Source organism: Heliorestis convoluta (genome assembly GCF_009649955.1).
In the GTDB taxonomy this organism is placed as follows: Bacteria; Bacillota; Desulfitobacteriia; order Heliobacteriales; family Heliobacteriaceae; genus Heliorestis; species Heliorestis convoluta.
This window is the reverse complement of the sequence record NZ_CP045875.1, coordinates 1,606,765-1,622,835: the sequence shown is the minus strand read 5'-3', so window position 1 is coordinate 1,622,835 and position 16,071 is coordinate 1,606,765. Positions and strand designations below refer to the sequence as shown.

16 protein-coding genes and 1 tRNA gene are annotated in these 16,071 nt (G+C 43.8%); 1 reads left to right on the top strand and 16 read right to left on the bottom strand.

What is annotated here, in order from left to right:
- Window positions 1–39: 39 nt before the first annotated feature.
- The 8 genes from FTV88_RS07760 to mobA form a co-directional block, all read right to left on the bottom strand.
- Window positions 40–984, bottom strand: a complete 945-nt coding sequence (locus FTV88_RS07760; protein WP_153725105.1) for a 4Fe-4S dicluster domain-containing protein — start codon at window positions 982–984, stop codon at window positions 40–42.
- Window positions 981–1,421 (bottom strand): hydrogenase iron-sulfur subunit, encoded by a 441-nt coding sequence (locus FTV88_RS07755; RefSeq protein ID WP_153726566.1) that lies wholly within the window; start codon window positions 1,419–1,421, stop codon window positions 981–983. The genes FTV88_RS07760 and FTV88_RS07755 overlap by 4 nt, the downstream gene beginning before the upstream one ends.
- A complete protein-coding gene (locus FTV88_RS07750; protein WP_153725104.1) occupies window positions 1,418–3,400 on the bottom strand; it encodes a CoB--CoM heterodisulfide reductase iron-sulfur subunit A family protein in 1,983 nt (660 codons plus the stop codon). The genes FTV88_RS07755 and FTV88_RS07750 overlap by 4 nt, the downstream gene beginning before the upstream one ends.
- A 13-nt stretch (window positions 3,401–3,413) precedes the next feature.
- A complete protein-coding gene (locus FTV88_RS07745; RefSeq protein WP_153725103.1) occupies window positions 3,414–4,289 on the bottom strand; it encodes a CoB--CoM heterodisulfide reductase iron-sulfur subunit B family protein in 876 nt (291 codons plus the stop codon).
- The gene (locus FTV88_RS07740; RefSeq protein WP_153725102.1) at window positions 4,286–4,858 is read right to left on the bottom strand and encodes a 4Fe-4S dicluster domain-containing protein; all 573 of its coding nucleotides are present in this window, start codon (window positions 4,856–4,858) and stop codon (window positions 4,286–4,288) included. The genes FTV88_RS07745 and FTV88_RS07740 overlap by 4 nt, the downstream gene beginning before the upstream one ends.
- Window positions 4,859–5,293: 435 nt before the next feature.
- Window positions 5,294–5,803 (bottom strand): molybdopterin-guanine dinucleotide biosynthesis protein B, encoded by a 510-nt coding sequence (gene mobB, locus FTV88_RS07735; RefSeq protein WP_153725101.1) that lies wholly within the window; start codon window positions 5,801–5,803, stop codon window positions 5,294–5,296.
- Window positions 5,804–5,865: 62 nt separating this feature from the next.
- Entirely contained in the window at window positions 5,866–6,657 is a 792-nt protein-coding gene (gene fdhD, locus FTV88_RS07730) for a formate dehydrogenase accessory sulfurtransferase FdhD (RefSeq protein WP_153725100.1), read from the bottom strand.
- 3 nt (window positions 6,658–6,660) lie between these two features.
- Window positions 6,661–7,254, bottom strand: coding sequence for a molybdenum cofactor guanylyltransferase (gene mobA / locus FTV88_RS07725; protein ID WP_153726565.1), 594 nt, complete (start codon window positions 7,252–7,254; stop codon window positions 6,661–6,663).
- Window positions 7,255–7,299: 45 nt separating this feature from the next.
- Here mobA and FTV88_RS07720 point away from each other — a divergent pair, with 45 nt between their 5' ends.
- Complete coding sequence (locus FTV88_RS07720; protein ID WP_153725099.1) at window positions 7,300–8,019, top strand: TVP38/TMEM64 family protein; 720 nt, start codon at window positions 7,300–7,302, stop codon at window positions 8,017–8,019.
- Window positions 8,020–8,034: 15 nt separating this feature from the next.
- Here FTV88_RS07720 and FTV88_RS07715 read toward each other — a convergent pair whose 3' ends face one another.
- From FTV88_RS07715 to FTV88_RS07680, 8 genes are all read right to left on the bottom strand, one after another.
- Window positions 8,035–8,646, bottom strand: a complete 612-nt coding sequence (locus FTV88_RS07715; RefSeq protein WP_162007946.1) for a metallophosphoesterase family protein — start codon at window positions 8,644–8,646, stop codon at window positions 8,035–8,037.
- 22 nt (window positions 8,647–8,668) lie between these two features.
- Window positions 8,669–9,790, bottom strand: a complete 1,122-nt coding sequence (locus tag FTV88_RS07710; protein WP_153725097.1) for a Nif3-like dinuclear metal center hexameric protein — start codon at window positions 9,788–9,790, stop codon at window positions 8,669–8,671.
- Window positions 9,745–10,545 (bottom strand): tRNA (adenine(22)-N(1))-methyltransferase, encoded by an 801-nt coding sequence (locus tag FTV88_RS07705; protein WP_153725096.1) that lies wholly within the window; start codon window positions 10,543–10,545, stop codon window positions 9,745–9,747. Before FTV88_RS07705 ends, FTV88_RS07710 begins: the two co-directional genes overlap by 46 nt.
- Window positions 10,546–10,889: 344 nt before the next feature.
- A tRNA-Ile gene (locus tag FTV88_RS07700) sits at window positions 10,890–10,964 on the bottom strand.
- A gap of 86 nt (window positions 10,965–11,050) precedes the next feature.
- Window positions 11,051–12,163 carry an RNA polymerase sigma factor RpoD gene (gene rpoD, locus FTV88_RS07695; RefSeq protein WP_153725095.1) on the bottom strand — a complete coding sequence of 371 codons (1,113 nt, stop codon included), beginning with the start codon at window positions 12,161–12,163 and terminating at the stop codon, window positions 11,051–11,053.
- Window positions 12,141–14,099, bottom strand: coding sequence for a DNA primase (gene dnaG, locus FTV88_RS07690; protein ID WP_153725094.1), 1,959 nt, complete (start codon window positions 14,097–14,099; stop codon window positions 12,141–12,143). Before dnaG ends, rpoD begins: the two co-directional genes overlap by 23 nt.
- Before the next feature lie 172 nt (window positions 14,100–14,271).
- Window positions 14,272–15,279, bottom strand: coding sequence for a deoxyguanosinetriphosphate triphosphohydrolase (locus FTV88_RS07685; protein WP_207707933.1), 1,008 nt, complete (start codon window positions 15,277–15,279; stop codon window positions 14,272–14,274).
- Between the two features lie 33 nt (window positions 15,280–15,312).
- The gene (locus FTV88_RS07680) at window positions 15,313–15,906 is read right to left on the bottom strand and encodes a flavodoxin family protein (RefSeq protein ID WP_153725092.1); all 594 of its coding nucleotides are present in this window, start codon (window positions 15,904–15,906) and stop codon (window positions 15,313–15,315) included.
- Window positions 15,907–16,071 lie beyond the last annotated feature (165 nt).

The following is a 16,071-nucleotide window of genomic DNA, read 5'->3' as shown; positions in this document are numbered from 1 at the left end:
GCCTCACATTTCGAATAAAAATACTTTTCTCGGTCTCCATTACATAAATTCTTCTGGATCGTCTAATTTAAAGTGATTCAGTGGTCCTGCTTCTTCTAAATCGGTTCCTGCATCATAGGAACCGAAAAGCTCATCAATGTCTTGCATAATTTTGCGATTAATAGCCATGATGGGGATTCCAGCAGGACAGACACGCTCACATTCTCCACAATCTACACAACGACCGGCTACATGCATGGCTCTTGTAATCCCGAAGAAAGCATTGTCTGCCTTCGTAGCTGCTTTGTTGACCCATCCTTTTTGGTCTGATTCAAAGATGCATTCTCGACAATTACAGGCGGGACAAATATTTCGACAGGCATAGCAACGAATACACTTCTCATGTTGCTTCTGCCAGAAATCATATTTTTCATCAGCGCTCATTGCTTCAATCGCCTGTACTTGTTCATAGCGGGCTTCAGCTTTTTGGCCAACACCTTTTTGATTGGCTACTTCTGCTGTTAGACCTGTCGGCCTAGCTGGTTCCTTGGTAATTGTTACGGCACCAAGAGCCTGATCGGCTAGTACAGGGTTGGGATAGCGACATTCTTGACATTTATTCAATAAAGGCAAGTTATGACGATTCCGGTGATCTTGAACGGCTTCTTTATCAACCATGCCAAAGCACGGAAGTCCTATGATATGCACCTTTTCTTTTTGTACTTGCTTATCTTGAATAAGCCGTAGAATGCCTCTGCTGTCACAGCCTTTGACAAAAATAGCAATCTTCTCATCACTATTGCGATAGTCTAGAAGCAAGCTCGTCAAATTATTGACTGCAAACTCATCGTAATGAAGCTTTTCTACTTCTTCTACAGATTGGATAAAAAGAGGCGGTGTTAGATACCAGCGACTTCCTTTGGTCCAACCCAGGACGCCCTTTACTTCCCCTGATGCAAGCAGTTGTTGAGCCACTGCTTGCATTTCCTTGATCAATTCTTTCATAGCTCCTCCCTCAACTTGTTGTTCGGTCCCAGAGCTTTTACTTCTGCTGCCATTTCTGTCACTACGTCACGAAATTTCGGCGCTTCTGAGCCAGAGATCCATCGTGCTTGAAAGCGTCGTGGATCGATGCCCATATATTCTAGGAGCCGCTGCATAAGCAAGTACCGTCTACGGGTAAAATAGTTACCTGTTGAGTAATGACAATCTCCTGGGTGACAGCCTGCCACAAGAACAGCATCGGCCCCTTTTTGGAAAGCTCGCAAGACAAATTGAGGGTTCGTTCGACCGGAACAAGGTACGCGAATCAATTTAACGTTGGGCGGATATTGCATTCTCGACAGACCAGCCAGGTCAGCCCCTGCGTAGGTGCACCAATTACAGGCAAAGCCAACGATATTGGGTTCCCAGGCTTGTTCAGCTTGCGTCTTTTCTTCTATCGTTGACACAGAGCATCCACCTCCGCCAATATTTGTTCGTTCGTAAATCCTTTAATGTTCATAGCGCTAGAGGGACAGTTCACGGTACAAGCGCCGCAACCTTGGCAGAGACCTGCGTTAACATGGGCAACTTCCCGTTCTTTCATCTGGCCATGAACTCGTTCTGTAATCTTTTTGCCATCGATGGCTTTATAGGGACATATAGACATGCACAAGCCACAGCCTGCACAGACGGCTTCATTACATTCCGCTGTCATTGCTTCTGAGGTCAACTCTCCTTTGGACAGAAGGCCTGTTGCTTTTACAGCGGCTGCCGAGGCTTGGGCGACTGATTCTGGAATATCTTTCGGCCCTTGGCAAGTACCAGCAAGATAAATACCTGCTGTGTGTGTTTCAATCGGCTGCAATTTGGGATGGGCTTCTGAATACCAACCGTGCTGATCATAAGAGATCCCTAGACGGCGCGCCATGTCTTTGGCATCTTTTTGTGGTTCCATACCGGCTGCTAAAACGACCAGATCGGCTTCTATTTCAATCGGGCGACCGACGAGAGAATCTTCTCCACGGACTATCAGTTTATCGCCGACTTGGAATATTTTAGAGACTCGACCGCGAATATACTGTCCATCATATTGTTCTTGCGTACGCTTGTAGAACTCTTCGTAATTTTTCCCGCCTGTCCGTACATCCATATAGAAGACGTAGGATTTGGACTGAGGCAACTTTTCTTTAATCAACGTAGCATGCTTGGCTACATACATGCAACAAGCCTTAGAGCAGTAAGGCCGGTCTTTCGCTTCATCTCGAGAACCTACACATTTGACAAAGACAATTTTTTCTGGAATTTTGCCATCTGAAGGCCTTTTGATCTTACCAGCTGTTGGCCCCGAGGCATTCATCAATCGTTCAAGATGGAGGCCCGTAATGACATCGGGGTAACGTCCGGCACCGTATTCTTCATATTTTGATATATCAAACTGTTCAAAACCTGTAGCAACTACAATCGTGCCAAAGCGCTCTACAATTACTTCGTCTTTTTGCTCATAATCAATGGCTCCTGTTGGGCAAATCTTTTTGCAGACTCCACACTTGCCATCTAACAAATAACGACAGTGATTCGCATCAATGACAGGCTTGTTCGGTACGGCTTGTGGAAAAGGCACATATACAGCTTTGCGAGGCCCTAAATCCATTTCAAATTCGGAAGATACTTTTTTCGGGCACTTTTCCTGGCAAAGTCCACAACCTGTACAGAGATGAAAGTCTACATAAGCTGCCTTTTTACGCAATGTGACATCAAAGTTCCCAACAAAACCATCTACCGATTCTACTTCAGTATAGGTGGCCATCTCAATGTTAGGGTGTTGCGCTGCTTCCACCATCTTCGGTGTTAGAATACAGGCCGAACAATCTAAGGTTGGAAAAGTTTTATCAACTTGAGCCATCCGCCCACCAATGGAGTGCTCTCTATCTAGCAAAGTCACTTGAAAACCATTGTCCGCAATATCAAGGGCTGCTTGAATTCCTGCAATGCCCGCCCCAATAACAAGGGCACGCTTTGTAACAGGAATTGTGCTTGTCGAAAGAGGCTGATTTCTAACCGCTTTGGCCACAGCCATTCGAACGAGATCAATGGCTTTTTCTGTTCCTTTTTCTTTATCAGCGTGTACCCAAGAGCATTGCTCTCGAATGTTCACTTGTTCACTCATGTAAGCGTTAAGGCCAGCACGCTCTGCACACTTGCGAAAGGTGTTCTCATGCATGCGGGGAGAACAGGCGGCTACAACATACCCATCAAGATTCTGTTCTCTAACAGCTTCTTGAATCATCATTTGACCCGGTTCTGAACACATATATTTATTTTCACAGGCATAGACCACCCCGGGATAGCTTTTGGCCATCTCAGCAACTTGGTCACAATGCACGGTGTTAGCAATGTTTGTACCACAATGACAGACAAAAACGCCAATTCGTTTCACGCCATTTCCCTCCTCATTGAGCCTCTGTGGCGCTTAGATTTTGAAGCAGAGACTTGGCTTCTACGAAGTGCTTATCAAGCCCAAGCTCACTCGGAGCAAGGCCAAAAGCAGTTCCCATCAGTTCTGTAAAATAGTAAATTGGCAAATTGAAGGAGATACCTAAGGCTTTCTCCGCTGCTTTTTGCCGCATATCTAAGTTAGAAGTGCAGAGCGGACAAGGCGTAGCAATACAGTCTGCTCCAGCAAGCTTGGCATAGCGTAAGACCTGTGCTGTCATTTCAACAGCCGCTTGCGTCCGTGTAATTGATAAAGAGCCGCCACAGCATTCTGTTTTGTAGGCCCAGTCTACCGGTGTTCCGCCTAAAGTTTTAATGATTTCATCCATCATGAGAGGATTTTCAGAACTGTCAATGGCTACTTCAGGCGGCTTTACAAAGAGACAGCCATAATAGCAAGCGACTTTAAGTCCTTGTAGAGGCTTTACAACGTGAGATTGAATTTTTTCTAAAGAAATATCATTGGCAAAAACCTCAAGGATGGAGCGTGCTTTCGCTTGTCCTTTTAGCTTCATTTCTATAACTTCTTCGATTTCCACACGAGCTTTTTTATCTTGTGTTGCTAGCTCTGCAATTTTTAAACGTTGATAACAAGCAGCACATGAAATCACCACATCATTGAGACCATATTGTTCTGCCAGCGCCAGGTTACGCGCTGGCAAGGCTTGTGCTAAGAGAGGATCTCGATTGTGTGCAGAAGAGGCACCACAGCAGTTCCAATCTGGAATCTCTACAAGGTTGAGCCCTATTTTTTTGGCAACGGCATGGGTGGATAGTCCATATTCAAGGCCTGTTCCGTGAAGGGAGCAGCCAGGATAGAAACCATACTTCACTTTTTGCCACCTCTTTTCTTTTGCACATTCTCGAATATTTTGGCTACTGCTTCTTTATTCTTAATCGATTCTGGTAAAATCTTTAGTTTTCCTTGCAACATCATGGAAGGCGCTAGTTCTGCATCTTTAAACCATTGACCTGATAAAATATTGTAGCGCATAATGAGGCCCACTTCATGGAGACGACCGTGGCTGGATACAGATTGTAAGAATAGATCATTAAATAGATCGGCTCTTTTATCAGCAACAAGGCCTGCTTTCTTCGCTTCAATGCGTAAGGATTCCATCACTTTTGCTGGTTCTACGTGGCGAGGGCAGCGTGTAGAACAAGTCTCACAGGAAGCACATACCCATATGCTATAGGTACTTAAAGCTTCTTGGATTAGGCCTACTTGAACCATACGTATGATTTGCCGCACTGTGTTCTCCATGGCAAAAGCAGCAGGACAGCCGGCAGAGCATTTCCCACATTGATAACAAAGAGAAACATCGGCGTCATATTGATCTTTCAAAAGAGCTCGAAAGTCATCGCTCTCTGGTACTGTTTTGGACATTTCAATCGATCCCATCGTAGACTCGACCTCCTCCATGCATTATCAGTCGTAGAGATTCTAGAGTATGATCAATGGCCATAATTCTGTTTTATAAAAAACCTATAGAAGTCTGTGGAAGTAAAAAGAAATCTTGAAATGCGTAAATTCTCACAAGCCAAGATGCAACTCTATTTATATATATATATTAAAACAAGTTGTCTTATTTCTCCTTATTGTCACAAGGACTTCTATTCGCTTCCTTACTTATAATTCCTTCTTAGATGCATGATTTTTGCTAAAACAGATAGTTCACAAAAAAGACCCTCTAGCGCTTGAATGATTTTTCACTATAACTGATATTTTATTGGAATTGAAAAGCGAATTCAAGGATTAAAGTCATAAAAGAATTTTCCACTTTTATTTAAAAAGATTGAGCAACCTTTCTGTAAAAAACAAAGGTTGCTCAAGGCTTCAACAACTTTTTTGTTGTTTTTCATTTATAAACTGCTCAATTATCTGCGTAATTCCCTCAATATCATCGATATGGAGTAGCGGCACAGTCAAGTCAAGAGAGTCGTCAGAAGCAACCGCTAGTAACTCTTCCATAGGTGTAATGATTCCTCTTCCTAGGCAAGCACGATGCACTTCTATCTTTTTCTGATTACCCTTTTTGTACCCTTCTGTCAAAATCAAGTCTACTTCTGTGATGCTTTGAACTATTTTTTCGAGATCCCTTTCTTCCTGCACTGTCTCCATGATAGCCACTTTGTAAGGCGACGATAAGACAACGATGTCGGCCCCAGCTTGTCCATGGCGATAGGTGTCTTTACCAGGTCGATCTATCTCAAAGTCTTTGTGACTATGCTTGATAATGGCGATGCGGTAGCCTTTTCGTTTTAAATCTTGAATCACTTTTTCTATTAATGTCGTTTTGCCAGAGTTAGACGTTCCCACCACTGATAGGATCGGTATTTTTTTCATTTTCACCCTTCTCACATTGAGATAGTCATTGGTTCATCGGTTAGATCGGTTATAGAGAACACTCAAACTAGGATGCGATCACGATGGCTATAAATGTTCATTCGTTGTCCTCGGGCAAAGCCAATTAAAGTAATGCCCAGTTGTTCAGCATAGGACGCCGCTAAGTCGGTTGGTGCAGAACGAGACACAAGTATGGGGATGGACATTTTAGCTACTTTGGTTAGTATTTCTGAAGAAATTCGACCTGATGTAAGGAGAAGTTTATCATGAAGCGATTCTTGATTGATAAAGCATTGGCCTATGATCTTATCAACAGCATTGTGTCGTCCTACATCTTCTCGATAGATAGATATCTCTTGCTTATTACAAAGGGCTGCGGAGTGAACGCCACCGGTCTGTTGATATAGTTCTGATAAAGTTTGCATTTTTTTCATCAACTCTAGGACGGTTTCTGCTTTTACCTTCATTGAAGAGTTGGCGATTTTTTTGCTGCGCTGCACATCATCGAGATGATAAAAAGAAGTCCCCTTGCCGCAACCTGTTGTGATAAAACGTTTCATGAAAGTTTTTTCAGCCACTTGTCCAGCTTTTGCTTCTACAAAGACCTGGCCTTTCTCTGCATCAGAGCGAACCATCTCAATGTCATCCGCTTTTCGGATAAAGCCTTCAGCCGCCAAAAAACCGATGGCTAGATGCTCTTCATACTCTGGTGTCGTAAGCAGCGTAACCACTTCTTGCCCATTGAGATAAATGGTTAGGGGCCATTCTACGACCAATTGGTCTTCTAACAATTCTTCTCTTTGGCCTCCTTCATAGAGACGCTGGATCGGCCAAGCTTTGGTTCTTTTATTCATGATTCAAGTGCCCTCTTTAATTTTTTCCTTCGCCTTGGCGTAGTCATCTGGTGTATTCACATTGAAAAATAGTTGTTCTAAAGAGCCCCATTGATTGATGATCTCTTCTTCCACATAGCGAACCCGAACTTGATCATAAAAAGCTACAACTTTTCTTTCACCACGCTGAAGAGACTTTTCGATAGCTGGTAAACAGTTCTTTGAGTAGACGGCGTACAGCGGTTGCAAGTGCTTCCCTATCTTCGGTACAACCACATCATAGCCTGGTGATAACTCCAAAAGCTCTCTAATAGACTGTGCTTGAATAAAAGGCATATCGCAAGCAACGATAAAATTATATTGATAGGTTGATTGAAGTAAGGCAGCGTGTATCCCACAAAGAGGGCCTCTATAAGAAAGTCGATCTTTTGTAAAGATTACATTCTGGTCTCTATATAGTTCTGGCTCATTGGTGACGATAATGATTTCTTGCACAACCGACTGAAGTTGTTCTATAATAAGGTCAATTAGTAATTTTTCCCCAATTGGTAAAAGAGATTTGTTCTTTCCCATCCGTACATTCTGTCCACCTGCTAAAATGGTGGCTGCTGCTTCCATTGATCCCATTCCTTTTTTCATAGGAGCGAAGCAAGGAGGTTTGTCTTGAAGATTCCTTTTAAGCTATCCTACCTACCTTGGATTCTCCTACTCGTTGTTATCATTGCTTTTGCGATTATACCGGTTCTACGTCAAAATCTATTTTTAGCGACAGAACTCATGGTTACAGGCAATTTCTCAGGCTTACGAGATTATGTACTTTCTTTTGGTATGGCCGCTCCCATTATCTCTTTTCTGCTCATGATTTTTCAGGCTTTTGTCTCGCCCATTCCGTCTATCCTGATCTTTATCGTCAATGGAGCCATTTTTGGAAAGTGGCTAGGCTTTTTTCTTTCCTGGTTCAGTTCCCTAGCGAGTGCCCTTTTCTGCTTCTGGATAGCTCGTCAATTGGGTCGTCCTTTTGTCGCTCAATTCGTGCAAGATGGCTTTTTGGGTAAGATCGACACCTTTTTAGCAACCTATGGCTCTATGGCAGTCCTTTTTACCAGACTTTTGCCCTTTATGCCTTTTGACTTCACTTCTTACGCCTTTGGCTTATCACGCCTTACTTGGTGGTCCTTTGCCTGGGGTACTGCCTTAGGGCAGACACCGGCCATTGCCTTTTATACCTTCCTTGGCTATCGCTCTTTGTCCCTCTGGCAGTACCTTGTCTACTTTGGTCTTTGGGTACTCTTGCTACTTCTTCTTACACCCTTATTAAGCAATTTGTTCAAAAAGAAAGGGTATCAAAAGGTAAATAGAGCAAGTAATAAGCTAGAGTCATAAAAGTTTTCCGCTACGTTAGTCTATAGGAAGGCGTTTCACTACAATTTCTGAGGTAGATTGATTATAGAGTACAAGACTTCCTCGACTGCTGTCTCGAGGATCTCCAACAGAGCCCACTCCAACAATATAACGACAGTGGTCATGCAGGTAGAAGGCGACGCCTTCCTGTAAGGAGATGGAGCGAACATCTCCTTGTTCATATTCAAAGCAAGTTACTGTATGTTGATGTCCGTGAAAGCATATTCGAAAATCTTGAGCATGGAAGTTTTTCCATGCTCTTTCTTCATCAACAATTCTCTCACCAAGTGGATCACGAGGACCGCCATGGACCCATAAGATTTCATTGTCTTTCCTGTCTTCAATAGGCCATGAAGCATAAAAATTCCATAAGCTTTCATCGATTTCACCGGAACGATACTGTGAAAGAACGTAAGCATCACAATTGCCACGAACAGCCTTTACGTTTTCTCTGTGAAGAATCTCTAATGTTTCTTGAAAACCTTTGCCATTGCGATGATTGGGTACATCACCAAGAAAGACAATCTGATCAACATCTCGTAACAGATTCAGAGCATTTTTCAAAGCATTGACGTTCCCATGAATATCAGAGATGATACCATAGCGCATAAGTTCCACCTCTTTCCAAAAATCATAACAATCGCAATGGATCCTGATTGGGTTCATGTACAAAAAATTCTAGATTCCGCTTCTCTTCCTTCGCTTTGTCTTGTAAATATTGAGCCAAACGATCCATCGCTGGTTTCTCTGTGGCAAAATGACCGGCGTCAAAAAGATCGATACCCAGTGCCAATGCTTCTTGGCCTTCATGATATTTGATATCGCCAGTTAGCAGTAAGTCTGCACCTCTATAACGAGCATGTCCAATGGTCGATCCACCGGAACCACCGCAAAGGGCTATTTTTTTCACTTTTCTCTCTACGTCGAGGCCAACCCAGCGTAACGATGTGAGATTTAGCTTTTGCTTCACTTCTTCTGCAAAGTCTTTTATCGCAAGAGGTGTGGCCAGTAGGCCAATACGTCCGAGACCATTTTTCTCTCCTTCGTTTTGCAGTGGATAGATATCATAGGCCACTTCTTCGTAGGGGTGTGCTTTGAACAAAGCTTTCAAGACTGCTTTTAGTTTTTTCTGGGGTACAATCGTTTCCACACGCATTTCCTTGACTTCTTCTATCGTACCAACAGCGCCAATATGGGGGTTGGCTCCTTGTAAGGGCAAAAAAGTACCTGTTCCTTCTGTTCGAAACGTGCAGTGGCTGTATTGCCCGATATGACCAGCACCGGCATCACCAATGGCTTGTCGCACTTTTTTCTCATCTTCTAAAGGTACAAAGTAGGCAATTTTTACAAGTTCTTCTTTCTTATTCTCATACAAGGGCTCCACATTTTCTAAGCCTAGCTTTTCTGCGAGTACATCGTTAACGCCGCCTCGCGCAATATCAAGGTTGGTATGGGCGACATAGATTTGCAGGTTATTTTCGATCACTTTTTTGATCAAGCGCCCCTGTAGTGTATCCCAGCGCAAATGGTGTAAGGGCTTGAAGATAAAGGGATGATGCAAAACAATCATTTGGCATTCTTTCTCTAGGGCTTGTTCGAGGACAGCCTCATCAAGATCTAGAGCGAGATAAACCTTTTTCACTTCTGTTGCACTATGACCTACTTGCAATCCTACTTGATCCCAATGCTCCGCCAAAGCTTGTGGCGCTATTCTTTCAATCCATTCGATGATTCTTCCGCATGCAAGAGCCATCTTCTCACCTCTTCTAATTCTTTGATTCTCTTTGCCTTTGCAGCGAGAGCTTCTTGATCTATCTTTCGTCCCGCTTGCATACCTTCTAATGCATTTTGCTCTTTTTGGATATGTTTTTCGACAACTGGCAAGAGAAGGGGATGTTTTTTGTCTAATAATCTTGGTCCTAATAAACATTCTATCGCTTCAGTGATGACTTTCTTTGTCTCTATGTTGCTTCCTTCTCTATCATTTCTATCATGGTTTTTATTCTTTTTCTCCGTTGTACCTTCTGAACCCTGCTCAGCAACGATGACTTCATAGATTCGCTTGTTATCTTCTATAAGATCTTCTTCGACAATCACCCAACCCTGGTCTAGAAGCCACTTCCGTAAAGAAGCTGCTCCTTCTAAGGGTTGTAAAACCATTCGCTCTATCGTCTCTACTTTGCCGGCACTTGCGCCTTCTTGTAGGATTTTCTGAATCGTTCCTCCACCCATGCCAGCAATTACAACCGTCTCTACTTCTCCAGCTTGCAGAGGTTCTAAGCCATCGCCTACACGTACTTCAATCTTATCTTCCACGTGAAAGGCTTTCACATGTTGCCGAGCGGCCTCTGCTGGACCTTGATGAACATCTATAGCAATGGCTCTATCTATTTTCCCAGACTTGACAAGGGAGACAGGCAAATAGGCATGATCGGTTCCTACATCGGCTAATACCGTCGATGCGGGTACCAGCTCTGCCAACCGAGCAAGGCGCATACTTAAATCCATGGTTTACAATTCCTCTCTGTCTATTTATCAACCTCAATGGGGTAAATGCCTTTTATTATGAAATAGATACTCTGTGGTGGGGTCAGGCGTTATGATTTCCTTCCGAACGGACTCATCCCACGCCATGAGCGGCAGCAAGCTGGCGGTAACAGCGTGGGACCAGTCCAGAGCGGAGGAAAGCGTGATGACCGGGCCCCTCTATGAAGTAACCCCAATGTGATCAGGAAATATTGATTTTCATCATTGGTTGTGCCCGACCGGGCATGGGGGGTTAGCACGAAGAGGGCTATAAAAGTCAAAAACCCCTTTGCCTGAATAGGCAAAGGGGTGCTTAACACCATTATTGGTGGGCCCACCTGGGATCGAACCAGGGACCAACCGGTTATGAGCCGGCCGCTCTACCGCTGAGCTATAGGCCCGTCACGACATCCCTCATCCGAAGTGGGGATGTCTCTTAAGTCCTTATAGATTATATTATAGGATCCACCATTCGTCAATAGCCTATTTAATCCAAATAATCTTTTAATTTTTTGCTGCGACTGGGATGGCGTAGCTTTCGTAAAGCTTTTGCTTCAATTTGTCGTATACGCTCACGAGTTACACCGAACTCCTGACCCACTTCTTCTAAAGTTCGAGATCGGCCATCGTCTAAACCAAAGCGCAATCGCAATACTTTCATTTCTCGTGGAGTCAATGTTTCGAGCACTTCTTCTAGTTGTTCCTTTAATAAGATAAAAGAAGCCGCTTCAGCTGGAGCTGGTGCATCTTGATCTTCAATAAAATCTCCCAAGTGAGAGTCTTCTTCTTCACCAATCGGCGTCTCCAAAGATACTGGTTCCTGGGCGATCTTCATAATCTCTCGGACTCTCTCTACAGGAATTTCCATTTCTTTGGCGATTTCTTCAGGCAAAGGCTCTCTTCCGTATTCTTGCAACAGTTGTCTTGACACACGAATCAATTTGTTGATCGTTTCTACCATGTGTACGGGAATACGAATTGTTCTTGCTTGATCTGCAATTGCTCTCGTAATAGCCTGACGAATCCACCAAGTCGCATAGGTTGAAAACTTGTAACCCTTCCGATAGTCAAATTTTTCAACTGCTTTGATCAGTCCTAGGTTTCCTTCTTGAATCAGATCAAGAAATAGCATACCTCTGCCTACATATCGTTTGGCGATAGACACAACAAGTCGAAGGTTCGCTTCTGCAAGCCTTCTTTTTGCTTCTTCGTCGCCTTCTTCCATCGCTTTGGCAAGTTCTATCTCTTCTTCTGCTGATAATAAGGGAACCCGCCCGATCTCCTTTAAGTACATTCGAACAGGATCGTCGATCCCTACTCCCTCGGGAACAGAAAGGTCGACCTCGATTTCCTCTTCTTCTCGAATGATCGGCTCCTCGCCCTTATCAAGCGTTTCTTCTGTGTTGTCTGGAACAACGTCGATCCCCAGATTACCAAGTTGTTCGTAGACTTCATCAATTTGCTCTGTTGTCATTTCCACACCTTGCAGAGCATCCATGATTTCTTGGTATGTGAGGAGACCTTTCTGCTTGCCTCTGGAAATCAGATCTTGTACATTTTGAAGTTGTTTTGCCTGTTCATCTTTCTGCTCTTCTTTCATCTGTGGTTCCCCCCTTAGACCAGGACCGTTGATCCTGCCGACCACCTAAAGGCACCGTTCCATGTATGCGACCAGCTCGACTTCTTAGTTGCTGTAATTTCGCCAGTTGTGGTAATAGATGCCGCAGTTCTTGGTCATCTTGTTCTTGGTAGCAACGATTGATTTGTCTCTCTAGTCGCCCTATTTCTTCGAGTAACCACCCGTACCGTATTGTGTTAATACAGTCCTCAATGACATGATTTTCCCAGGCAGGTGCTGGATCGTCGACAAGCAAGGCACTCAAATAGCGCCTGGCTTTATCCGTTTTTAATGCCTCTGTTACTTCTCTAACGACAGAACCGGTCTTGTGTTGTTCTATCGTCATCAAAGACTCTACGATCTCCTTTATAGGCTCGTAAAGCGTTGGGATTTCTTCGTTCATACGATCTCGTACCCAGCCAATTCGCTGTGCCTCCCCGATCATCCAATATATTAGATAGCGCCATGCTTGTGCAAGTCGGCTGCTTTCTTCTGCATCGATGGAAGTAGAATCGTACGAATAACTTCTTCTCTCTCTACCTTCAGAATCCTGCGATATGTTCCTTTGGATAGAATTAGTATGCCATGGATTTTCCTTTCTATCCCTTGAATAAGAAGGTCCCCCTTGAGATAGACTTCGCAATTCTTCTACAATTGAGCTTTCTGATAAACCGACTTGCCTAGCCAGCCATTGTACCGTTGCTTCTTGCTCTACGGCACTTGGAATGGCTAGTAGATCCGGTGCCAATTCTCGAATCGATGCAACTTTACTTTGAATTGACGTAGGGCCATGGCGTTGGCGAACTTGTTCATAGCGGTATTCAAAGTAAGAAGGTGCCTTATCGATCACTTTCCATAGTTGTTCAGCACCTTGGCTTTGTAAGAAATCGTCGGGATCCATCCCATCCTGTAATTGCAAGACCTGCACCCGAGCACCCATAGAGGTCAATATTAGACCAGCTTTCTCTGTCGCTGCAATTCCTGCTCTATCACCATCGTAAAGAATTAAAATAGAAGAGCTGTATCGTAACAACAGACGACCTTGTTCAGCTGTTAGAGCTGTTCCTAGTGTTGCTACAGCTTGTGTAATTCCATGTTGGTGACAAGCAATTACATCCATGTAGCCTTCCACAAGAATGGCCAAGCCTTTTTCTCGTATGGAAGGTCCTGCCACATGTAGTCCATAGAGTTGCTGCCCCTTCTTGTACAAAGGCGTTTCTGGTGAGTTCAAGTACTTCGGCATTTCATCGCCTAGTACACGACCACCAAAAGCTATCGGCCGACCCTGGTTGTCAAAAATCGGAAAGATTAGGCGATTTCGAAATCGATCGTAATAGCCTTCTCCGCCTGCCCTTCTGACAACAAGGCCAAAACGTTCCAACTCTTCAGGACTATAGCCTTCTTGAACAAGTTGCTTCGTCAAAAACTCCCATTGAAGAGGAGCAAATCCCAAGCCAAAGGCTACAGCAACCTGGTCACTGACACCTCTTTTGTGTAAGTATTCCCGTCCTTGACGTCCCTGGGGATCTTCTCGAAGACACTGTAAGAAAAGCTCTGCCGTTCTTTTATGAAGCGCTCGTCCTTTTTCTATCATTCGTCGAGCTGCTTCTTGGGCTGGCGTTCGATCTGCCTCGGGTAGTGAAACTCCCGCTTGCTCTGCCAGTCTTTTGAGAGACTCTGGAAAGGTAAGATTCTCCTGCAGCATGACAAATGTAAAGACATCGCCGCCAGTACCACAACCAAAGCAGTGAAAAAACTGCTTATCCTGAGACACTGAAAAAGACGGTGTCTTTTCTTGATGGAAAGGACAAAGTCCTACAAAACGATTTCCCTGTCTTTTGAGAGGAACATATTGGGAGATCACTTCCACAATGTCAATACGATGACGAATCTCTTCTATTGTTTGGGGATCGCGCAAAGTACATCACCTTATAAAAGATTCGCCATCTTTCGCATAAATCCTGCTTTACCTCTCCAGGCAGAATTCTCATCTTTCTATTCTAGGTAAAAAGAACATTTCCTCCATATTTTCGACATTTTTTTAATATACTTCTTCTTATCTTTTATATTATATCTAATGTTCTTGCGATCTAGTCCCTACCAACGAACCAAGGAGAGGGTAAAAAGTATTTTTCATATGTTTTTAATGCAAAGCGGTCCGTCATGCCGGAGATATAGTCGACAACCGCTCTTTCTAATCCAAAGCCATCGATCATTTTCTGAAATTCTGTTGGTAATAGGTGTGGTTGCGCCAAAAAGAATTGATAAAGAGAAATCACCAAGTCTTTGGCTTTTGTTTCTTCTCTTTTCGCGGCAGATCCTATATAGACATTCTTAAACATATAATCCCGTAAAGAACAGATGGCTTCTTCCACTTCTCGGCTAAGACGAATCTCTTCCTGGTTCCATGAAGCTTCAATCATATCCATAACCATGGTATTGATCCGGCTACGATGGCGATCTCCTAGAACTTTAACATACTTTTCCGGTAACTCCTGCTCTTTAATAATGCCACCACGAATGGCATCGTCAATATCATGATTGATGTAGGCAAATCGGTCGGCCCAGCGCACTATCTGTCCTTCTAATGTGGAAGGTCGTCCATGACTGGAGTGGTTGGCGATACCATCACGGACTTCCCAGGTAAGATTGAGTCCATTTTTTTGTTCTAAAACATCAACGACGCGTAAACTTTGTTTGCTATGAGAAAAACCGGGAGGGAAAACTCGGTCTAGGGCTTCTTCGCCGGCGTGACCAAAGGGAGTGTGGCCTAGGTCATGGCCCAGAGCAATTGCTTCTGTTAAATCTTCATTCAGAGCAAGTGCTCGAGCAATGGTTCTTGCAATTTGAGCCACTTCTAAGGTATGAGTTAGTCGAGTACGAAAGTGGTCACCTTCTGGAGATATAAAGACTTGCGTCTTATGCTTTAATCTACGAAAGGATTTGGAATGTATAATTCTATCACGATCTCGTTGATAAGCCGTTCTTATATGACATTCCTTTTCTGCGCGAAGCCGTCCTTTACTTTTGCCAGCTTTGCAGGCAAAAGGAGATAGCATCTCCTCTTCTCGGCATTCTAGCACTTCTCGCAAGACCACTGTACTCACCATCCTCGCTTTACGCTTTCGGAGTTATTTCCTTTGCTTATATTGCCTTGCCGCTTCCATCATACGTTTGGCCAGAATTTTTGCCCGCAAAAGCCCATCCTGATCTTGATCGACCGGTCTTTGTGCCGACGCACCAAAGTGACCACAATCATGTTCAATATGACCATCGCCTAGGACTGTCATGCCTTGTACCAGCATCATGTCATGAAGGGCTCGCACCGTCGTTTCTTGTCCGCCAAAACGAGAAGCCCCTGTTGTTACAGCGGAAGCCGGTAATCCAAGCCAAGCTTTCTGCCCACGAATTTTTCTCGTTTTATCAAAAAAAGCTTTCAACTGTCCACTGACAGTTCCAAAGTAGACAGGGCTTCCAAAAATTACAGCGTCGGCTTGGGATATATCATCAAAAGCTTGCTCGAGATTTGTTCCTTTGTAACAAACAGCAGAGCAAGGGGTGGAACAGGCCGTACAGAAAGGATGACGTGCACTTGCGATTAATTCTGCAGCCTGAAGCCACTGCACAGTTACTTGATTTTTTTCTAATTCATCAACAACAGCTTGTAATAATGTTGCTGTATTTCCTTGGGGATTGGGACTTCCGTTAACTACAATCATCTTCATCTTAATAAAAAGACCCCTTTCGAACTTTCATTTCAAAGTAAGCCACTGTTGCACAAGCTAGGTGCTTTGGCTTAGAGGACCTTATGATAATATATACTACATTAATACCACTTCCATAACAAAATCCCTGCTTGATTATGACAGGGAAAAAAGCCGGGAGCTTTT